Here is a 19,887-nt window from a genome sequence, read left to right as displayed (position 1 = left end):
AGCTCCACCACCCGCCCCGGCGGTTCTGCCCCGGCGGACGGCCCGGTACGCCTGGGCGGGCAGGCCGGTGCGCCCGGGGGGACAGGTCCGGACGGGCAGGCGGGGGCAGCCGGACCGGGGCGGGCGCGAGCAGACGGGCCGGGGCGGGCGCGGGCAGACGGGCCGGCCTGCCAGCCCAGGCGGGCCGGACAGCGACGCCCCGGCGGCGCGGGCGTCCAGGGCCGCCGGGGCAGCGGTCGGCCGGGCGGCGTAGCGGGCCCGGTACCGGCCGCCGCGCCCTGCTACGTCGAACGGGCGGGGCGGGGCGGAGAAGTCCCGGAAGGCGGCGGAAGGTCCCGGAAGGTTCCGGAAGGAATCAGAACGTGTAGAAGATCCGGTCGGCGTTGTCGGTCATCTGCTTGGCGTTCCACTCGGTGCCGCCGGGCACGTTGCCCGAGCGGAACAGCGGCGGGGCGGCGCCCTCGCCGGCGAGGGCCGCGTCGGCCAGCCGCTCCACCGCGGAGGCGACCACGGCCTGCATCAGCGCGCTGGTGACGATGGTCGAGACCGGGCCGAAGGTGGTCTCGGCACCGGGGTGGGTCAGCTCGCCGTCGCCGACCGCGATCTTGTTGTCCAGGACGACGTCGCAGTGGTCCTTGAGGTAGGTGCCGGAGGGGTGCCCCGAGGGGACCGCGCCCGGGTAGGCCAGCGAGGTCAGCCCGATCACCTTCAGGCCGCGGGCCCGGGCGTGCTGGGCCAGCTCCACGGGCATGGTCTGCCGGCCCGAGAGCGAGATCAGGAACAGCAGGTCACCGCTGGTGGCGGGGGTGAGGTCCAGGGTGGTGGTGGCCAGTCCCGAGACCCGCTCCAGGGCGCTCGACAGCGGCGCCGGCATCACCGTGACCCCGGCCATGCCGGGGACCTCCAGCAGGTTGATCGGCACCAGCCCGCCGGCCCGGTAGACCACGTCCTGGGCCGCGAGCGAGGAGTGGCCGGCGCCGAAGGCGAAGACCCGGCGGTCCCCGGAGACCGCCTCGGCGAGCAGGGCGGCGGCCGCCTCGATGTTCTCCGCCTCTTCGGTCCGCACCCGCTGGAGGTGGGCGATCGCGGCCTCGAAGTACCGGCCGACCAGCTCGCTCATCTGCTGCCTTCGCTCTCTGCCGGTGGGGGGCCCGGCCGGGTGGCGCGGCCGAGATGGTCCGGACCGCTGGTGGAGAAAGCTACGGCCAGCACCGTGCTGCCTCACCGGTGCCGCTGTCAACAGGCACGAAATGCCGCCCCCCGAGGGCTGGGGCGGGCCCGGTTGTCGTCGCGGTACGTCAGAATTGGCGGTGAGGACCCCGAGGAACGGAGCCAGCGGCGATGTCTGGGCTGATCGACACCACTGAGATGTACCTTCGCACCATCCTGGAGCTGGAGGAGGAGGGCATCACCCCGATGCGCGCCCGGATCGCCGAGCGCCTGGAGCAGAGCGGTCCCACGGTCAGCCAGACGGTCGGCCGGATGGAACGCGACGGGCTGCTCCGGGTCGCGGGCGACCGCCACCTGGAGCTGACCGAGGAGGGCCGGCGGCTCGCGGTGCGGGTGATGCGCAAGCACCGCATCGCCGAGTGCCTGCTGGTCGACGTGATCGGGCTGGAGTGGGAGCAGGTGCACGAGGAGGCCTGCCGCTGGGAGCACGTGATGAGCGAGACCGTCGAGCGCAAGGTGCTCGCGATGCTCGGCCACCCGACCCAGTCCCCGTACGGCAACCCGATCCCGGGGCTGGACGAGCTGGGCGACGCCAAGGCCGAGGGCGAGGGCTTCGACGCCGGGCTCGTCGCGCTGGACACCGTGCTTCCCGGTGAGGACGGCGCCGATGTGGTGGTCCGCCGGATCGGCGAGCCGATCCAGACCGACGGCGAGCTGATGCGCACGCTGCGCCGGGCCGGGGTCCGTCCCGGTTCCACGGTGCGGGTGACCGCCGGGGTCGGCGGGGTCATGGTGGGCTCCGGGGACAACGCGGCCGAGCTGGGCAAGGACATCGCCGCGCACGTCTTCGTCGCGCAGGCCTGAGGACGTCCGGGCCTGAGAGCGTCCGGGCCTGAGGACGTCCGGGCCCGAGGAAGGCTCGCGCCGGTCCGGGAAGGGCTCGCGCGAGAACGGCCGGAAGGGCCCGGTGCTCCCCGTGCACCGGGCCCTTCCGCCCTCCCCGTTCCCTCCCGCTACCGCGCCACCGGCCTCCCCGAACCCGGCCGGTACCGCGGCCCCCGCCCTTCCCTCCCGTCCCCTCCGGTTCCCCTCCGTCCCTCCCGTCCGCCTCGCCCGGCTTCCCCGACCGAGCGCCCCTTCCGGCGGCCCCTCACATGGGAATTCCTGCCACTCGGCCGATCATGGCAATCCTTGAGCGTTGTCACTCGTACGAGGGGCTTTCGCCGTTGACCAGCGGGTACACCGAACCCTTATCCGCACATGCGTATGACGGGCCCGGTCTCCGGTGGGAGACAAGGCCCGTCACTCGCGCGCGGGGTCTCGCGCGGTGCACACCCCTCACCCGATCGGCGTAGGGCGGCAGTCCTCGGAGGGGTCGGCCGTTCGTCGGCACGGCCGTTCGGCCGTTCGGCGGGGCGTCGACGGGGCGTCCCGGGGTGCGGTCAGCGCACCGCCGCGGGCTGGGCCTGCTGCGCCGCCGCCGACGGCGCCTCGCGCCCGCAGGCGTAGGCCAGCGGATTGATCAGCTCGGCGGCGTCCGGCAGCCAGCGGTTGAGCGCGGAGGGCGAGCGGGCCCACTGGGCGAAACCGGTCGGGCCGACCCGGGACGGCGGGGCCACCGTCCAGTCGCCCTCCCCCCGGGCCACCAGGTCCAGCCGGGCCGGCGGCCAGCCCAGCTTGCGGAGCATCTCCGGCAGCTTGGCCGCCACCCCGGGCAGTACCAGGAAGTGCAGCCGCCGCCCCGCCCGGCCCTGCGCGGCCGGGACCACCGCCACCGGGCCGAGCTGGAGGCCCATCCGCTCCATCCGGGCCAGCGCCAGGCAGCCCGCCGTCTCCGGCACGTCCAGGACGTCGAAGGACCTGCCGGTCGGCAGCAGGATCGACGCCTCCGGGCGCTCCGTCCACCAGCGCCGTACCGCGCCCGGCCCCGCGCTCGCCTTGCGCGCCCAGTCCGAGTCGATCGGGTGGGCACCGGGCAGCGCGCAGCGCGGCTCGCCGCACGAGCAGCGGGCGGGGCCGTCGCCGTCGATCAGCCAGGCGCCCGGGGCGACCTCCCAGTGACGGGTCTCGGCGTAGCTGACGGCTTCGACGAGCAGCGGGGGCAGTCCTGCGTCGGAGCCCTGGTCGGGGGAGTCGGGGGTGTCTTCCACGGGCTGCTCAACTACCGTGCGTGAGGCGGGTTACGGTCGGGTGCGGGCCGTTCCGCCACGCGGTGGCAATTCACCCGAACCGGTGAGGCGGACCGTGCGGGAGCGCGCCGGGGGGAGGCGGGGTGGGCGCAATGGGGGCGCACGGGAGCATTTTGCCGGGCGCGTGGGGGGTGGGGATCGTCACCGTGGGTATCCCGCTGGCGTTGCTGATCGCTAACCTGGTGTCAGTTTCCTTGAACGGTAGGACAGTCGGCAACTCGGCAACAGAGATCAGCAGAAAGCGTCGCCCGCCGGCCGGGACCGGAGGGTGTGGGGAGGCGAAGCCCATGGCCGCGAGACCACTTGTCGCACGACAGCCCAACGAGCGCCTGCAGCAGCTGATCCAGGAGGCCAGCTGCTCCAACGCCGGTCTGGCACGGAGAGTGAACCTCTGCGGTGCCGAACACGGTCTTGACCTGCGCTACGACAAGACCTCCGTAGCGCGCTGGCTCCGCGGCCAGCAACCGCGCGGACAGGCACCGGCGGTGATCGCCGAGGCGCTCGGACGCAAACTGGGGCGCAGCGTGTCGGTCGAGGAGATCGGCATGGCGGACGGCAAGAACCTCAGCTCCGGCATCGGGCTGCAGTTCGCGCCGACGCTGGGCGCCGCACTCGAACAGGTCTGTGAGCTCTGGCGCAGCGACGTCGGACGCCGGGACTTCCTGACCGGGGCGACGGTGGCGGCCTCCGCCCTGGTCGAGCCCAGCCGGGACTGGCTGATCACCCCGCCGGACCCGGTGGTGGCCCGCAGCGGCGGCACCCGGGTCGGCCCGACCGATGTCGCGGCGATCAAGGCGACCACCGCGATGCTGGTCGACCTGGACCACCGGTTCGGCAGCGGCCACGTCCGCCCGGTCGTGGTGCACTACCTCAACAGCGTGGTCTCCGGCCTGCTCGGCGGCTCCTACCGGGAGGAGACGGGCCGCCAGCTCTTCGCGGCCGTCGCGCGGTTGACCGAGCTGGCGGGCTACATGGCGGTGGACACCGGACAGCCCGGCCTCGCCCAGCGGTACTACATCCAGGCGCTGCGCCTGGCCCAGGCCGCCGACGACCGGGGCTACGGCGGGTACGTGCTGGCGGCCTCGATGAGCCACCTGGCGGCGACCCTCGGCAACCCGAGGGAGATCGCCCAGCTCGCCCGGGCCGCCCAGGAGGGCGCCAGGACGGTCGCCACCCCGACCGCGATGGCGATGTTCTACGCGGCCGAGGCCCGCGGCCACGCCCTGCTCGGCGACGCCCGGGCGTGCGAGGCGGTGGCCGCCAAGGCGCTGGAGATGATGGAGAAGCGCCGCCCGGAGGACGACCCGGACTGGATCGTCCACTTCGACGACGCCTACCTGGCCGACGAACTGGCGCACTGCCACCGGGATCTCGAGCAGGCGGGCCAGGCCGAGCACTACGCCCGCCGGGCGCTCGACCTGCACCCGCCGACCAGGGTGCGGCGCCGCGCGGTGGACCTCGTGCTGCTGGCGACGGCTCAGCTCCAGCAGCGGGACGTCGAACGGGCCTGCGAGACGGGCGCGCAGGCGGTCCGGCTGCTGAGCGGTCTGCGTTCCAACCGGGGCGTGGAGTACCTGGACGAGTTCCGCCGCCGGCTGGAGCCGTACCGGGAGCAGCGGGTGGTCCGCGAGTTCCAGGCCAGGGCGGAGGCGGAGGCCGCGTAGGCCCTGGTGGCGCTGCGGAGCGGAGCGTGCGGGGACGGTGAGGGGCGGACCGCCCACGTGGTCGGCCGGTTCGGTGAACCGGTAGCGTGGGCGCGACGTCCAAGGAACTGTGATGCTCCCAAGAACCGACGAGATGTGGTCCGCCGTCAGCGCGCGGTCGTGCACAGGTGAGGAATCGCGTTGAGCCAGCGCCGCTCGTACCCCAACTCCGGTGACTTCAATCTGGACGATCTGTTCCGTCCGGAGCCGGGGCAGCAACCGGCCGCGGAGCCGGGGCAGCAGCCGGGGCCGCCGCACGGTCAGCAGCCGGGCCAGCAGCCGGGTCAGTACCCCGTCCAGCAGCCCGGTCCGCCGCACGGCCAGCAGCCGGCCGCGCCGTACCCGGGACCGCAGCCGGGGCCCTACCCGGGCCAGGCGTCCGGGCAGCCCGAGTACTTCGGCGACAGCGTGCTGCCCACCCAGGCCATGCCGGTCCAGCAGCAGGGGATGCCGGCGCCCGGCTGGGGCGGCGCGGCGCACCCCGGCCACCCGGCCGACCACGGCCAGGCCACCCAGTACCTGCCGCCGTACCCGGGGGCGGACCCGCAGGGCGCCGGCGGCTATCCCCCGGCCCGTCCGGGATACGCCGACGGGCCCGCGGCGGACTACCCGGACCGGTCCGGCCCGGCCCCGGCCGGGCGCGGCGGCGGCCGTTCCTCCAACAAGCTGGTGATCGGGGGTGTGGTGGTCGGCGGCATCGCCGCGGCCGCCCTGGTCGCGGTGCTGATGAGCGGCGGCGACGACAAGCCCGGTTCGAAGCCGCAGGCCGCCCCGGCGACCACCGGCGGCACCACCACCGCCGCCACCGCGCAGCAGGGCCCCGGTCCGACCACCGCCTCCGTGAGCCCGGAGGTCAAGGCGCAGGCCCAGGCGCTCTCCGACCTGCTCGGCACCGCCAACGACAGCCGGCAGGCGGTGATCGGCGCGGTCGCCTCGGTGCAGAAGTGCGAGAAGCTCCCGGAGTCGCAGCAGGCGCTCACCGCCGCGGCGGGCCAGCGGCGGGAGCTGCAGAGCAAGCTCTCCGGGCTGAAGACGGACAAGCTGGCCGGCGGTCCGCAGCTGGTCGAGCAGCTGAACGCGGCCTGGGCGGCCTCGGCGACCGCCGACGACGAGTACGCGGCCTGGGCCGGGGACGCGCAGAGCGGCTGCGACCCCAAGAAGAACGACAACCAGCACTACAAGAACGCCGTCGCCGCGAGCGGCACCGCGACCACCGCCAAGAAGCAGGCGTCCGGGCTCTGGAACACCGTCGCGGGCCAGACCGCCCTGCCCACCCGTACCGACGGCGACCTCTGAGTCCCCGCCCGAGTCCCCGCCCCGCCAGGTCCCGGCGGGGCACAACGGCGGAGGGCCCGACCACTGAGAGTGGTCGGGCCCTCCGCCGTTCCCGGGCCGCGCCCGGCGGGTCGGCTCAGGCGGGCGGCTTGCCGCCGGTGAGCACCCAGCGCACATCGACGAAGCCGGGCCGCTGCAGGGTCATCTGGCCGCCCTTGACCACCTGGAAGGTGACCCAGGTGTTCACCAGCCGGGGCGACTCGGTGCTCGGCAGCATGTTGGTGGTGGCCCAGTTCAACGGCGGGGTGAGCCCGACGTCGATCGGCTCGCCGCCGTCCAGCAGGGTGGTCACGGCCTTGCTGGTGATCGTCTGCCCGGCCGCGGTCAGGCGCTCGGAGATCTGCTTGAACACCTCGTAGGCGACCCAGGTGGTCTGCACCCCGGGGTCGGCGGCGTCGATGTGCCGGTCGGAGTCGGCGCGGATCACCGCGCGCAGGCCGTCCCAGATCTTGGCCGACTCCGGCGGGTACCAGCCGGTCACGAAGGCGCCGGAGAGCGGGCCGCTGTCGCCGCCGGTGGAGTCGACCACCGACTGCTGCACACTGCCGATCACCGAGGCGATCCTGGTGTTCTTCGCACCGGTCCGGCGGAAGGCGTCGAGCAGGTTGCCGGTCGGCTCGGCGCCCAGCGCGCTGGTGACGCAGTTGCCGGCCTGGTCGCCGCCGATCGCCTTGCGGACCACCGGGCTGTAGTCGTTGGACTTCTCCGGCGCCTTGACGTCCAGCAGCTTGATCCCGGCCGGCTTGAGCGCGTTGCCCAGGTAGCCGAGCAGGTTGTCGCCGGCCGGGGTGTCCGGGCGGATCAGCGAGACGGCCTTGCAGCCGGCCTCCACCAGCTGGCGGCCGCTGCCGCCGATCAGGGCGGGCATGCCGCCGCCCACCGGGTAGGACAGCGGGCTGCTGAACTCCGGCTGGGACAGCCCGTAGCCGCCGATCAGCGGGATGCCGGCACGCTCCAGGACGGGCATGAAGTCGTCGCCGAACTGGCTGTAGGAGCCCAGCACCGCGACCGCCTTGGCGTCCACCGCCTGCTGGGCGCAGGCCCGGGCGCCGTCGGAGGTGTTGTGCTCGTTGCAGGTGATCACATTGAGCCGGCGGCCGCCGAGGCCGCCCTTGACGTTGAGGTCCTTGCCGATGGCCTCGGCCAGGGCCGTCATGCCGGGACGGTCGGCCGAGCCGGTGCCGGACGGTGCCCAGGTCATGACGGTGAGGTCGCCACTACCGGTGGCGGCGTCGGCCGGTCCGCCGCACGCGGAGGCCGAGAAGAGGGTGGGAAGCAGCGCCGCGGCGGTCGCGACGGCCGCGATCGGGCGCCGGTTGCGCCGTCCTGCGATCGGGTTCATGGCCTGGGACGAGCCCCTTCGGCTGGTCATGGGTCTTTCCCTCCCGGGGCGCTCTCTGCTGCGCACCTGTTCCAGCCAATCCCTGGTGCCGCAAGCCGAGAGGGCCGTAAAGCCAACAAACGACCAACGGAGGAGGAACTCCGGGCGTGAACGCGTGTAGATCGGGAGTGGAGTACGAACGGTGGGGGAACGTACGATCGATCTCCATGTCCGCCAGCACAGAATCTTCGTATCGGTCTGCCCGAAACCCTTCTCGTCCGGGCCACCGCTCCAGCACGATGGGCGGCATGCCGCTCAACGACCTGCCCTGGTGGCGCTGGCGGGCCCGACTCCGCTCGGCCCTGCACATGCTCTCCGACCCCGGGTTCCAGCGGGAGGCCTGGCTGGCCGGCCGTGAGGGGTACGGCGATGTGACCGACGCCGTCTACCGGCTGGTCGAGGACACCTGGCTGGACCGCTGGTCCGCCGAGAAGTACATCGGCACGATCTTCCGGGACTCCGCCGAGGCCACGCTGGTGGACCTCGCGGTGCTCCGGGTCGTGCAGATCCTGCACGAGGTCGGTGCGGACGCGCCGGCCGGCGCCTACCTGGGGCACCACGACTGGCCGGAGGCGGTCCGGGCGGCCCGGGAGGCGCACGTCCTGCTGGCGGCCAACGACGGCGAGGACCCGGACGCGCCGCCGCGCTCGCTGGACATCCTGCGGATCCTGACCCAGGTCTGACCGGTCCGTCCCGGAGTGCGGGCAGTCCGGCTGGGGGTGTCCCGGAGTGTGAAACGCTGGAGCATTCACACCAGCACGAGCTCAGGACGGGATACCCCCACGTGGAACAGCAGCCGGCCAGCGCCCAGTACGTCCTCACGCTGTCCTGCCCCGACAAGCAGGGCATCGTCCACGCGGTCTCCAGCTACCTCTTCATGACCGGGTGCAACATCATCGACAGCCAGCAGTTCGGTGACGGGGACAGCGGGCTGTTCTTCATGCGGGTGCACTTCTCGGCGGCCGAGCCGGTGACCGTCGACAAGCTGCGGGCCAGCTTCGCCGCGATCGGCGCCTCGTTCGGGATGGACTGGCAGATCCACCCGAGCGAGCAGAAGCTGCGGATCGTGCTGATGGTCAGCAAGTTCGGCCACTGCCTGAACGACCTGCTGTTCCGTACCCGGATCGGCGCGCTGCCGGTGGAGATCGCCGCGGTGGTCTCCAACCACACCGACTTCCGCGACCTCACCGAGGGCTACGGCATCCCGTTCCACCACATCCCGGTGACCAGGGAGAACAAGGCCGAGGCCGAGCAGCAGCTGCTGGACCTGGTCGCCAAGGAGAACGTCGAGCTGGTCGTGCTGGCCCGCTACATGCAGGTGCTGTCGGACCACCTCTGCACCGCACTGTCCGGCAAGGTGATCAACATCCACCACTCCTTCCTGCCGAGCTTCAAGGGCGCCAAGCCGTACCACCAGGCGCACACCCGGGGCGTGAAGCTGATCGGCGCCACCGCGCACTACGTCACCGCCGACCTCGACGAGGGCCCGATCATCGAGCAGGAGGTGGCCCGGGTGACCCACGACGTCACCCCGGACCAGCTGGTCGCGCTCGGGCGGGACGTCGAGTGCCAGGCGCTGGCGCGTGCGGTGAAGTGGCACAGCGAGCACCGGGTGCTGCTGAACGGCAGCCGGACGGTCGTCTTCGCCTGAGCCTGCGGGGCTGCCCGTCCCGTCCGGCTCGCTACGGCCGGGACAGCAGGGGCGTCGCGCGCAGCACCTCGCGGATCGCGGCCCGGTCGCCGTGCTCGCCGACCGGCACCCGGTCCGGGTCGCGGTGCGCGGCGGCCAGCTGGCAGAACTCCAGCCCGTCCAGCACCATCGCGGCCACCGGCTCGCCGCCGGGCGGACCGGCGTCCGGGCCGTCCAGCGGTATCAGCCACTCGCCGGCCGCCGGGCCGTCGATCACCAGCCGGATCCGCCGACCGGTCCGGCGCCCGGCACCGGTACCCGTTCCGGAGCCGTCCGGCCGCCCGTCGGCGCCGCCGAGCGCCGCGCCGGCCGGTTCGGGGCGGGCCGCCCGCTGCCCGGCCAGGGCCAGCGGCAGCATCCGCACCGCCAGGTCGATCATCTGCCGCAGGTGCTGCGGGGTCGGCGGGTCGTACGGGTAGGCGACCGCCCGGGCGATGTCCTCGCCGTGCACGTAGCACTCGAAGGCCCGGTCGACGAAGGCGTCCCGCAGCGGGACGGTGGCGAAGCCGAAGTCCACCGGGGTGTTGCCCTGCGGGGCGAGCGCGGCCGAGCGGACCAGTTCGTGGCAGTGCCGGCGCCACCGGGCGCGGATCCGCTGGGGCGGCTGGCCGGCCTGCTCGGCGGTGAGCCGGGCGGTGCGTTCGGTGATCCGGGCCCAGGGCGGGCCCGCCTGCGGCGGCACCCGGGGTGCGGCGACGGCCTCCTGCGGCGGGACCCGTCGTCCGGCGGGCGGCCCACTGCCGGCGCCCGGGCCGCCCGGTACCGGGTCGGGCAGGCCGAGCGCGACGGCCAGATAGCCGTCCACGGCGGCGAGATGGCACAGGACCTCGGCCGGGCGCAGGTACTCGGTGCCGCCGTGCCAGGGGAGTTCGGCCACCTCCTGCCACTCCTCGGGGCCGAGGTCGCGCAGCAGGGCGTCGAGCTTGGCGGTCTCGGCGGTGTACGGCATGCCCCAGGTGGGCACCGGCAGGTCCGCCGGACGGCGGGTCAGGCACCAGTCGAGCACCTGCTGGCGCAGTGCGCCGGGCTGGTCCAGCGGCTCCTCGACGGAGAGCCAGCCGGCCGCCTCGCGGAGCCGTCCGGCCTCCTCGGCGCACTGCGGGCAGCCGGTCAGGTGGAGTTCGAGTTCGGCGGCCTCGGCGGAGGGGACGGCGCCGAGGGCCCAGGCGCCGAGCAGTGAGCGCAGCGCCTCGTGCCGCTCGTCGGTGGTCGTCACGTCCCTCCGCCCTCCGTCCGTTGCCCGTCCTCCCCGGCCCTCGGCCCGTCCGCGCTCCCGGCGCCGTGGGTCGGCAGCCCGCCGCGCGGACCGCCGGCCGCCGGGGCGGAGGGCCGGTGCCGCTGGCGCTCCTGCTCCAGTTCGGTGGCCAGCAGCGCCAGCCCCAGCCGCATCCGCTGTTTGGCGGCCTGTTCGCTGATCCCGAGCCGACGGGCCGTCTCCTGGTAGGTGCGGCCGTCGTAGTAGGACTCCGTGATCGTCTCACGCAGCGGTTCCGGCAGGGCGGAGACCACGTACTGGACCCGGGCGGCGGTGGCCACCGTACGGATCTCGTCCTCCTCGGCGGGACCGGCGTAACCCGCCGCCTCGGCGCGGCGGGCGCGCAGCCGGTCCACCGCGCGACGGTGGGTCAGCGCGCCGAGCCAGGAGCGGAGCGAGCCGCGGGACGGGTCGAAGGCCTCGGGGTGCTCCCAGACGTGCGCGAAGATCTCCCGGGTGAGCTGGGCCGCGGCGGTCTGGTCGGACAGTATCCGGCCCGCCAATCCGTGCACCATCGGGGCGAGTTGGTCGTACAGCTCGCCGAGGGCGGTCTCCTCGCCGCGGGCCAGGCGCCGTTGCAGCTGCTCGTCCCGGCGCGGGGCGTCGTCGGTGGTGGCCACCGGTCACCACCCCTCCTGCCGGACCGACCGCTGACGCGTCCACGGTATCCCGGGGTGTTCGGGCGGCGGAGCGATTCGGGGAAGAACGGAGCCCGGTGCTTCGGATGGTCGGATCGTGGGATCTGCGGCCGATCCCGCTGTTGCGCTGTTCGAGAGTGGTTGGACATATGTCGCACGGGTGGTTCGCGAGTGGCGGGCGCGGCGCGAGGGGCGGACGGCGGTAGGTTCGCCTCTGCGTCCGGGGCCGGTCGGAGCGGCCGGGCGATCGCCGGTCCGAGGCTCGCCAGAGTGAGCGGGACAGTATGCCCTGCCCCGTCCCCCGATCGCTGGAATATGCCCGAAGCGCTTGCTGCGGTCCGCCGGCCGACTCATCCTGAGGCGTATTCGCGTCGTGGTCGATGAGCGACGGACGAGCCGGTGCGGGTGCACCGCACCGGGCGTGACGTGCGGTGACCCGGCGGACAGCGGCCCGGAGGACGGGCCCGGTGCGTACCCGGGCCGGCCGGGCGACCAGGGCCCGGTCGAGACGGTGCCGAACTGCGAGTGCGGGTGGTGGAGCGGTGCAGGTTCTTCAGGTACAGCTGGCGGTGCAGGCGGACCCCGCCGAGGTCGGCCGGGCCCGCCGGTGGGTCCGCTCCCGGCTGCTCAACCACGGGGTGGACCCGGACGCTCCGATCGCCGAGACGGTGGTGCTGGTGGTCTCCGAACTGGTCACCAACGCCGTGGTGCACACCGGGTGTCCGGCCGTGCTGCGGCTCTGCTTCCCGCTGGGCGACTTCCCGGGCGCGCCGCCCGACGGCTCCCCGGCGGGCTCGGCGGCCGGGTCGGCGGTCGGCCCGTCGGGTGTCTGTGCGAATGGCTCGTCCTCCTCAAGTGCCGCCCCGGCCGGGGGCGGTGAGGTGCGCGAGGCGGCGACGGTGGGCCCGCTGCGGGTCGAGGTCGCCGACGCCAGCCAGGTCGCCCCCGCACCCCGGCATGCGGGTGCGGACGTCGACGCCACCAACGGGCGCGGGCTGGAGCTGGTCGAGCTGCTCTGCGACCGCTGGGGCTGGTACCCGGACGGCTCGGGCAAGCGGGTCTGGTGCGAGATCAGCCCGGACGCCCGGCCGGTGGACCCGCTGGCCACCGTCGACTGGGCGGCCCTCGCGCAGTAGGGCCGGGCCGCGGGACAGGCTTCGGGCGGGCCGTCGGGGCCCGGTGATCGCCGGGCCGAAAGCTGACGCAACCATTCCGAATTTCGGACAACCCATTGACGTGACGTATCCGACTGATCACGCTTGGGTGCAGCTCTCCGTCGCGAGGGGACGCCGAGGGACATCCGAACGCCGCCGCGGTGCTGCTGTCCAGGGGGATCACGTCAGCAGGGGGGCCGTAGGCAGGGACGGTCGGGCGACTGTTCCTCGGCGAGTGCGGAGGGCGTGGCACGGGTTCAGGGCCCGTGCACCGAGGTTGGATGGCGGCCGGCCGTGCCGTGCTCGGGGTGCGTGCGGCCCGCCGCCATCCGATCCGCCCGCTGTGGGCGATCCTTTTCGGCCACCGGTCCCGGTTCGTCCGGGCGCGGACTCCGGACGGCCGGTTCCCGCTCCCCGGTTGGCCCGATTCCGACGAAAGCTGGCAGCCCCGCCCCTCGTCGCGCCACGGCCCCTTCGGGAGACTCGGCCGCGTGAACGAAGCGAACGCCCCCACCGGCACGGCGGCCCCGGCCGGGCCTGTCGACCGTGTCGACCCTGCCGACCTCGCTGGATCTGCCGGACCTGCCGACCTCGGCGGAGCGGCGGGCCCGGTCGCCCCGGCCCGCGCCCCCCGGGTGCACTACGCCTGGGTGGTGGCCGGAGTCGCCCTGCTGGTGCTGCTCGGCTCGGCCGGATTCCGCTCCACGCCCAGTCTGATGATGGACGCGCTGCACACCGAGTTCGGCTGGTCGATGGGCACGATATCCAGCGCCACCTCGGTGAACCTCACCCTCTACGGCCTCACGGCCCCGTTCGCCGCCGCGCTGATGGACCGGTTCGGCGTCCGGTTGATGGTGGTCTGCGCGCTGCTGACCATCTCGGTCGGATCCGGCCTCACCATGCTGATGCGCGAACCCTGGCAACTGGTGCTGTGCTGGGGCGTGTTGGTCGGCCTCGGCAGCGGCTCGATGGCCGGGGCGTTCGCCACCACCGTCACCGGCCGCTGGTTCAGGGCCAGGCAGGGCCTGGTGACCGGGGTGCTGACGGCCGCCGGGGCAGCGGGCAACCTGGTCTTCCTCCCGCTCGGCGCCTGGCTGGTCCAGCAGCACGGCTGGCGCTCGGCGGTCGTGGTGGTCTCGCTGGCGGCCAGCGCGGTGGCCGTCCCGGTCCTGCTGCTGATGCGCGAGCGGCCCGCCGACCTCGGCCTGCTCCCGTACGGCGCGACCGAGCCCCCGCCCGCCCCGGCGGCCGAGGGGCGGGCGCTGGCCCGTTCGCTGCGGGTGCTCAGGGACGCCGCCCGAACCCGGGCGTTCTGGCTGCTGGCCGCGTCCTTCGCGATCTGCGGCGCGACCACCGCCGGGCTGGTCGGCACCCACTTCATCCCGGCCGCCCACGACCACGGCCTGCCGGTCACCACCGCGGCGAGCCTGCTCGCGCTGATCGGTGTGTTCGACGTGATCGGCACCGTCGCCAGCGGCTGGTTCACCGACCGCTTCGACGCCGGGCGGCTGCTGGTCGTCTACTACGCGCTGCGCGGGCTCTCGCTGCTCCTGCTGCCGCAGTTGTTCGCCGGCTCGCTGGAACCGCCGATCCTGGCGTTCGTGATCTTCTACGGTCTGGACTGGGTGGCCACCGTCCCGCCGACGGTCGCGCTCTGCCGGCAGTACTTCGGGGAGGACGCGCCGATCGTCTTCGGCTGGGTGCTGGCCTGCCACCAGATCGGCGCCGCGGTGGTGGCCGGCCTGGCGGGCGTCGCCCGGGACGCGCTCGGCGACTACGACCTCGCCTGGTACGTGGCGGGCGGGCTCTGCGCCGTCGCGGTGCTGCTCTGCCTGGCCCTGCGGACGCCGGGGCGGGGGACGGACCGCGCGGTCCCGGCCCTGAGCTGAGTGAGCCGAGCTCGGTGGGACGAGTGGGCCGAGCTGGGGCGCCTGAGTGTCGTAAGGGGTGGCTAGGCTCCGGAGCCATGACGCTGAGCTTCACCCTGGACCCCGGATTCGGCCCCGAACTGCGCGCCGAGGTCACCAGCCTGTGGACGGCCGCCAGCAACGCCGGCGGGGCGGTCGGTTTCGTCCACCGGGTGACCGAGGACGAGGTCGGCGCCGTCGGGGCGAAGCAGTTCGCCGGGCTCGCCCCGGCCGGACCGGACCGGCTGCTGATCGCCCGGGAGGCCGGGACCGGGCGGCTGGCCGCCATGCTGCTCCTGGAGTCGATGCGGTTCGGGCCGATGGACCACTGGCGGCTGGTCTCCAAGGTCATGGTCCACCCCGAGCTCCAGGGGCGCGGCTACGGCGCGGCGCTGCTGGCCGAGGCCGAGCGGATCGCCCGGGAGTGGGGACTGGCCGGGCTGAAGCTCCAGGTGCGGGGCGGGCTCGGCCTGGAGTCCTTCTACCTCCGCAGCGGCTACGTCGAGGTCGGCCGGGTGCCCGGCGCCATCCGGGTCGCCCCCGGTGACGACCGGGACGATGTCGTCATGTGGCGCGACCTGCGCTGATCATGCCCGCGCCGGGGCGGTCCGGGGCGGGACCCGTTCCCCGCCGGGCCCGTCGGGCATGCTTCACTGGGAGACCGGCCGGTCCCAGCGCAGTGAAGGATGTGTCCCCGGTGAGCAGCAATGTGAGCAAGAAGTCGCACGCCACACTCCGCTACACCTCGATGCGGGTCTCCGTCTTCCTGGCCTGCCTGCTGGTCGCGCTGATCCTCGGCCACTTCCAGGTGATCCCGGTCTCCGGCGAGGCCGGGGTGATCTTCCTCTTCCTGCTGGCCGCCGTCGTCTCGGCGCCGCTCAGCTATGTGCTGCTCAGCCGGCAGCGTGACGAGATGTCGGTCGAGATCTCCGGCCGGGTGGACGGCATCCGCACCCGGACGGCCTCCCGGATCGCCGCGCAGAACGCCGAGGAGGACGCCGCGGTGGACGACGCGCTGCGCGCCGCGACCACCAAGGCGCCGACCGGCCCCGCCGCCTCGGCCCCGCAGAACTGACCCGCGCCACCGTGCCGGAGAACGCCGCACCCGAGGGCGCGGAGCCGGGGGACGCCGTACCGCCGGTGCGCCCCGAACCGGCCGCCGGGACCTGGCCGGCCCCGGTCCGTCGCCCGACCGGCCGGGACGTCGCCCGCCTCGCCGGGGTCTCGCAGGCCACCGTCTCGCTGGTGTTCTCCGGCTCCGAGGCGGGCCGCCGGGTCTCCGACGCCACCCGTGAGCGGGTCCGTGAGGCCGCCCGGGGGCTCGGCTACCGGCCGCAGGCCGCCGGCCGTCAACTCCGGCTTGGCCGCAGCGGCATGATCCTGCTGGCCGTGCCGAACATCCTCGGCCCGTTCTTCGGCCGGGTGCTGGAGGGCGTCCACGAGGAGGCCGGCAAGCACGGCCTGGCCGTCGTGGTCAGCTCGGGCTGGGGGAGCGCCACCCTCGCCGAGGCCGCCACCACCAGCCGCTTCGACGGTCTGCTGATCTGCTCCCCGGACGACAGCCAGCTCGGCGAACTGCCCGCCGACACCCCCGTCGTCTTCCTGGACGCCGACCCCGGCACCGACCTGGCCCGTCCGACCGTCGAGCTGGACGTGGGCGGCGGGATGCGCGCCGCCGTCGCCCACCTCGCCGCCCTCGGCCACCGCCGGATCGCCAGGCTCCGCTCCACCCACGCCGCGTACACCTTCCGGGTCCGCCAGGCGGCCTTCGAGGAGACGGTCCGGGCGCTGGGCCTGGACGCGGTCGAACTCGGCGTCAGCCTGAACGAGGGCCAGGCCGCCGCCCGCGAGGTCGCCCACCGGCTGCTGGAGCTGCCGGACCGGCCGCACGCGGTGATCTGCGACGACGACGTGGTCGCCGCCGGCGTCTACCAGGCCGCGGCCGAGCGGGGCCTGCGGGTGCCCGCCGACCTCTCGGTGGTCGGGATCGACAACGTCCCGGTGGCGGCGCTGCTCACCCCGCCGCTCACCACGGTCGACCTGCCCGGCGAGGAGCTGGGCCGGGCCGGGGTGGCGGCGCTCGCCGGACTGCTCCGGGGCGAGGCGGTCGCACCCGTACCGCCGCTCGCCACCTCGCTGGTGCTGCGCTCCTCCACCGCTCCGGTCTCCCAGGAGCACTGACTCCGACGGTATTCGCCGCCCGCCGCCCGCCGCCCGCCGCCCGCTGCCCCGGCGCAGGGGCGCAGGGGCGCGCCTGCGGGGCGGACGGGCGCGCGGTGCCGGCGCGGACCGGAGCGGGTACGACAAAGTGGCTGCGCCCGTCAGCCAGACCACCGGCCCGACAGGCGCAGCCACGTCCATGGGGATGCGGCGGGCGTCAGCCCACCGGCACCGGAACCGGCTCGGCGGCGGGCAGCGGGTGCGCCCCGGCCGAGGTCCCGCCGGCCGGGCGGATCCAGCGGCGGGCACCGAACAGCAGCAGCCCGCCCAGGCCGATCCCGCCCGCCGCGCAGAGCGCCACCGAGCGCAGCGACCCCTCCGCGAGGTGGCCGGAGACCGCGTAGCCCAGCGAGTTCCCGGTCGCGAAGAGCGTGACCAGCCAGGCGAACGCCTCCGTCACGGTGCCCTGCGGGGCCAGCTCGGCGACCAGTACGAAGGCCGCCGCCAGCAGCGGAGCCAGCGCGATCCCGGAGACGAAGGCGAGCACGGCCATCACGGCCGGGCCCGGGACCAGCACCAGCGGCAGGTAGCTGACGGCCATGCCGAGCGCCATCAGCCAGGTCCGGGTAGCCGTCGAGCTGCGCCACCGCACCGCGCCGTAGGCGAGCGCGCCGAGCAGGCCGCCGAGTGCCGCGAGGGCCAGCAGGCTCCCGGCGCCGCCGGGCAGGCCGTTCCCGTGCTGGGCCTCGGCGTAGGCGATGAACAGCACGTTCTGCGCGCCTACTGCCCAACCGGCGCCGGCCAGGCCGATCAGCAGCAGGACCAGGCCGGGGGAGCGGAGCGGTCCGAGCAGGCCCGCCGAGTGCGCGCGCGGCGGCGCCTGCCAGGCGCGGGCCGGTGCGGTGGTGGCGACCACCAGTGCCCCGGCCAGGCCGAGTCCGGCCGCCACCCAGAGCGCCGTGACCGGGCCGGCGGTGCCCGCGATGCCGGCCACCGCGAGCGGGCCGGCGACATAGAGGATCTGCTGCGAGGCGGAGTCGAAGGCGTAGGCGGTGTCGAGCTGCTTCTCCTCGACGACGTCCGGCCAGAGCGAGCGCAGGCAGGGTTCGAGCGGGGGCATCGCCAGTCCGGCGATCGCCGCGCCGACGGTGGCGGAGACGGCCGACGCCGGTGCCAGCGCCAGCAGGGCGTACCCGCCGCCGGCGATCACCGCGGAGACCAGCAGCACGCGCGGCTGGCCGGTGCGGTCCACGATCCGGCCGAGCACCGGCCCGCCGATGGCCGCCGCGATCGCGTACGCGGCGGTGGCCAGCCCGATCCGGCTGTAGGGCGCGCCGGCGTCGCGCAGCGCGAGGGCGATCACCAGGGCGGTCATACCGGCCGGGAGGCGGCCGAGCAGGGTGCCGAAGAGCAGGCGGCCGACGTGCGGGGCGCGGAGCAGGGCGAGGTAGCCCATGGGCGGGATTCTCCGGTCTGGGCAGGGGCGGGCGGGGGATGCTCTCCAAGTTATACGTATAACTGCTGAGCGGTCAATCGGGCCCGCGCGGGGCGTTCCTCAGGGCCCGCCCGGAGCGACCCCCGGGGTCCGCGCGGAGCGCCCCTCGGAGTTCGTGCAGGCCCCCGGGTGTCGCGCCGGGATCCTTCGCGTCCGGAACTCAAACAACTACTTTGAACATCTCAAACCTTTACTGCTAACGTGTCGCCCATGACCACCTCAGACGCACGTTCGGCGCACGGCCTGGGCTCGCAGCCCGGTGCCGCCCGCGGGCGTCTGTCCGGTGCTGTGGACAGCCCGCGCCGTTGTCGCGCCATGAGCTGTATTCAGGCGGCACGCCCCTGATCGGGGCCGGTTCCCTTCCCGCTCCGGCTCCCGCGCCGTGCCGCCTTTCCCGCCCCCCGCCACACCGTCAGTCACGCCTCCCCCGGAGCCGCACCGTCATGTCCACAGCGCCCGAGGCGACCTCGTCGCCGTCCGTGCTCGCCAGAATCCGCAAGACGCCCTTCTGGGCCCAGATCGTCGCCGGCCTCGTGCTCGGTGTCGCCCTCGGTTACCTGGCCCGCGCGGCCGACATCTCCTGGCTGGCCACCACCCTGGAGACCATCGGCCGGATCTTCGTCCAGCTGCTGAAGCTCGCCGTCCCGCCGCTGGTCTTCACCGCGATCCTGGTCAGCGTCGCCAACCTGCGGAACGTCACCAACGCCGCCCGGCTGGCCGTCCGCACCCTGCTCTGGTTCGCGATCACCTCGCTGATCGCGGTGGCCATCGGCCTCGGCCTCGGCCTGCTCACCAACCCGGGCGAGGGCACCAACCTCAAGACCGAGGGCCTCAAGGCGCCGAAGTCCACCGGTAGCTGGATCGACTTCCTCACCGGGATCTTCCCGACCAACATCGTCACCGCCTTCACCGAGGTCGAGGTCCTGCAGATCGTCTTCCTGGCGATCGTGGCCGGTGCGGCGATCATCAAGCTCGGCGCCAAGGCCGAGCCGGTGCTCAAGCTCAGCGAGTCGGTGCTCGAGCTGATCCAGACCGCCCTCTGGTGGGTCATCCGGCTCTCGCCGCTCGGCACCCTCGGCCTGATCGGCAAGTCCGTCGCCAAGTACGGCTGGGACCTGCTGGAGCCGTTCGCGACCCTGACCGTCGACGTCTACGTCGGTTGCGCGCTGGTGCTGTTCGGCGTCTACTCGCTGCTGCTGAAGTTCGCCGCCGGCCTCAACCCGGTCAACTTCTTCAAGGGCGCCTGGCCCGCCATCCAGCTGGCCTTCGTCTCCCGCTCCTCGGTCGGCACCCTGCCGGTCACCCGCAAGGTCACCGAGCGGCTCGGCGTCCCGGGCGAGTACGCCTCCTTCGCCGTCCCGTTCGGCGCCACCACCAAGATGGACGGCTGCGCCGCGATCTACCCCTCGCTGGCCGCGATCTTCGTCGCCCAGGTGTACGGCATCGACCTCGGCATCAAGGACTACCTGCTGATCGCCTTCGTCTCGGTGATCGGCTCGGCCGCCACCGCCGGTCTGACCGGTGCGATCGTGATGCTGACGCTGACCCTCTCCACCCTGGGTCTGCCGCTGGAGGGCGTCGGTCTGCTGCTGGCCATCGACCCGATCCTCGACATGGTCCGCACCGCGACCAACGTCGCCGGCCAGGCCCTGGTGCCGGTCGTGGTCGCGGCCCGGGAGAAGACGCTCGACCTGGTCGCGTACAACAACCCGGCCGCCGACCTCTACGACGAGGCCCCGGCCACGGTCACCGTTCCGGCCCAGGCCGGTGCCAAGGCCCCCGCGACGGCCTGACGCCCGCCCCGTACGAG

Annotated in this window: 17 protein-coding genes; 11 read left to right on the top strand and 6 right to left on the bottom strand. The window is 74.1% G+C overall.

The window, feature by feature from the left end; genetic code table 11:
• Positions 1-355: 355 nt before the first annotated feature.
• A complete protein-coding gene (locus tag BI06_RS07480; protein ID WP_030393558.1) occupies positions 356-1,120 on the bottom strand; it encodes an SIS domain-containing protein in 765 nt (254 codons plus the stop codon).
• Between the two features lie 221 nt (positions 1,121-1,341).
• On the opposite strand from BI06_RS07480, the gene BI06_RS07475 reads away from it, so the two are divergent.
• On the top strand, positions 1,342-2,034 hold the full coding sequence (locus BI06_RS07475) for a metal-dependent transcriptional regulator (RefSeq protein ID WP_030393557.1): 693 nt from the start codon (positions 1,342-1,344) through the stop codon (positions 2,032-2,034).
• Between the two features lie 578 nt (positions 2,035-2,612).
• Here BI06_RS07475 and BI06_RS07470 read toward each other — a convergent pair.
• On the bottom strand, positions 2,613-3,320 hold the full coding sequence (locus BI06_RS07470; protein WP_037779733.1) for a bifunctional DNA primase/polymerase: 708 nt from the start codon (positions 3,318-3,320) through the stop codon (positions 2,613-2,615).
• 326 nt (positions 3,321-3,646) lie between these two features.
• Here BI06_RS07470 and BI06_RS07465 point away from each other — a divergent pair, with 326 nt between their 5' ends.
• On the top strand, positions 3,647-5,023 hold the full coding sequence (locus BI06_RS07465; RefSeq protein WP_030393555.1) for a hypothetical protein: 1,377 nt from the start codon (positions 3,647-3,649) through the stop codon (positions 5,021-5,023).
• A 180-nt stretch (positions 5,024-5,203) separates the two neighbouring features.
• Positions 5,204-6,358, top strand: coding sequence for a hypothetical protein (locus BI06_RS07460; protein ID WP_051740429.1), 1,155 nt, complete (start codon positions 5,204-5,206; stop codon positions 6,356-6,358).
• Positions 6,359-6,473: 115 nt separating this feature from the next.
• On the opposite strand, the gene BI06_RS07455 is transcribed toward BI06_RS07460, so the two are convergent.
• Positions 6,474-7,769 carry an ABC transporter substrate-binding protein gene (locus tag BI06_RS07455; RefSeq protein WP_094745530.1) on the bottom strand — a complete coding sequence of 432 codons (1,296 nt, stop codon included), beginning with the start codon at positions 7,767-7,769 and terminating at the stop codon, positions 6,474-6,476.
• Between the two features lie 176 nt (positions 7,770-7,945).
• Between BI06_RS07455 and BI06_RS07450 the strand changes: the two genes are divergently transcribed.
• The gene (locus tag BI06_RS07450) at positions 7,946-8,461 is read left to right on the top strand and encodes a hypothetical protein (protein WP_078879920.1); all 516 of its coding nucleotides are present in this window, start codon (positions 7,946-7,948) and stop codon (positions 8,459-8,461) included.
• 101 nt (positions 8,462-8,562) lie between these two features.
• Positions 8,563-9,429 (top strand): formyltetrahydrofolate deformylase, encoded by an 867-nt coding sequence (gene purU / locus BI06_RS07445; RefSeq protein ID WP_030393551.1) that lies wholly within the window; start codon positions 8,563-8,565, stop codon positions 9,427-9,429.
• A gap of 31 nt (positions 9,430-9,460) precedes the next feature.
• Here the strand turns inward: purU and BI06_RS07440 are convergent, their stop codons facing one another.
• Positions 9,461-10,684, bottom strand: coding sequence for a zf-HC2 domain-containing protein (locus BI06_RS07440; protein ID WP_043466621.1), 1,224 nt, complete (start codon positions 10,682-10,684; stop codon positions 9,461-9,463).
• Positions 10,681-11,343: a sigma-70 family RNA polymerase sigma factor gene (locus tag BI06_RS07435; protein WP_063794932.1), complete on the bottom strand. Its 663-nt coding sequence runs from the start codon at positions 11,341-11,343 to the stop codon at positions 10,681-10,683. The genes BI06_RS07440 and BI06_RS07435 overlap by 4 nt, the downstream gene beginning before the upstream one ends.
• A 560-nt stretch (positions 11,344-11,903) precedes the next feature.
• On the opposite strand from BI06_RS07435, the gene BI06_RS47820 reads away from it, so the two are divergent.
• The 5 genes from BI06_RS47820 to BI06_RS07410 all read left to right on the top strand — a co-directional run bounded on the left by BI06_RS47820 (position 11,904) and on the right by BI06_RS07410 (position 16,603).
• On the top strand, positions 11,904-12,497 hold the full coding sequence (locus BI06_RS47820; protein WP_106981204.1) for an ATP-binding protein: 594 nt from the start codon (positions 11,904-11,906) through the stop codon (positions 12,495-12,497).
• Positions 12,498-13,006: 509 nt separating this feature from the next.
• The gene (locus BI06_RS07425) at positions 13,007-14,404 is read left to right on the top strand and encodes an MFS transporter (protein ID WP_369826063.1); all 1,398 of its coding nucleotides are present in this window, start codon (positions 13,007-13,009) and stop codon (positions 14,402-14,404) included.
• Between the two features lie 77 nt (positions 14,405-14,481).
• On the top strand, positions 14,482-15,009 hold the full coding sequence (locus tag BI06_RS07420; protein WP_030393546.1) for a GNAT family N-acetyltransferase: 528 nt from the start codon (positions 14,482-14,484) through the stop codon (positions 15,007-15,009).
• A gap of 110 nt (positions 15,010-15,119) precedes the next feature.
• Positions 15,120-15,497: a DUF4229 domain-containing protein gene (locus BI06_RS07415; protein ID WP_233290062.1), complete on the top strand. Its 378-nt coding sequence runs from the start codon at positions 15,120-15,122 to the stop codon at positions 15,495-15,497.
• Positions 15,498-15,508: 11 nt separating this feature from the next.
• Positions 15,509-16,603, top strand: coding sequence for a LacI family DNA-binding transcriptional regulator (locus BI06_RS07410; protein WP_051740423.1), 1,095 nt, complete (start codon positions 15,509-15,511; stop codon positions 16,601-16,603).
• Between the two features lie 196 nt (positions 16,604-16,799).
• Here the strand turns inward: BI06_RS07410 and BI06_RS07405 are convergent, their stop codons facing one another.
• Positions 16,800-18,038: an MFS transporter gene (locus tag BI06_RS07405; protein ID WP_030393543.1), complete on the bottom strand. Its 1,239-nt coding sequence runs from the start codon at positions 18,036-18,038 to the stop codon at positions 16,800-16,802.
• Positions 18,039-18,520: 482 nt separating this feature from the next.
• On the opposite strand from BI06_RS07405, the gene BI06_RS07400 reads away from it, so the two are divergent.
• Complete coding sequence (locus tag BI06_RS07400; protein WP_030393542.1) at positions 18,521-19,870, top strand: dicarboxylate/amino acid:cation symporter; 1,350 nt, start codon at positions 18,521-18,523, stop codon at positions 19,868-19,870.
• Positions 19,871-19,887: the final 17 nt, after the last annotated feature.

Origin of the sequence: Kitasatospora sp. MBT66 (assembly GCF_000710405.2) — a bacterium.
Lineage (GTDB): Bacteria > Actinomycetota > Actinomycetes > Streptomycetales > Streptomycetaceae > Kitasatospora > Kitasatospora purpeofusca.
The sequence above is the reverse complement of the archived record's forward strand: the minus strand, read 5'-3'. Positions and strand labels throughout refer to the sequence as shown.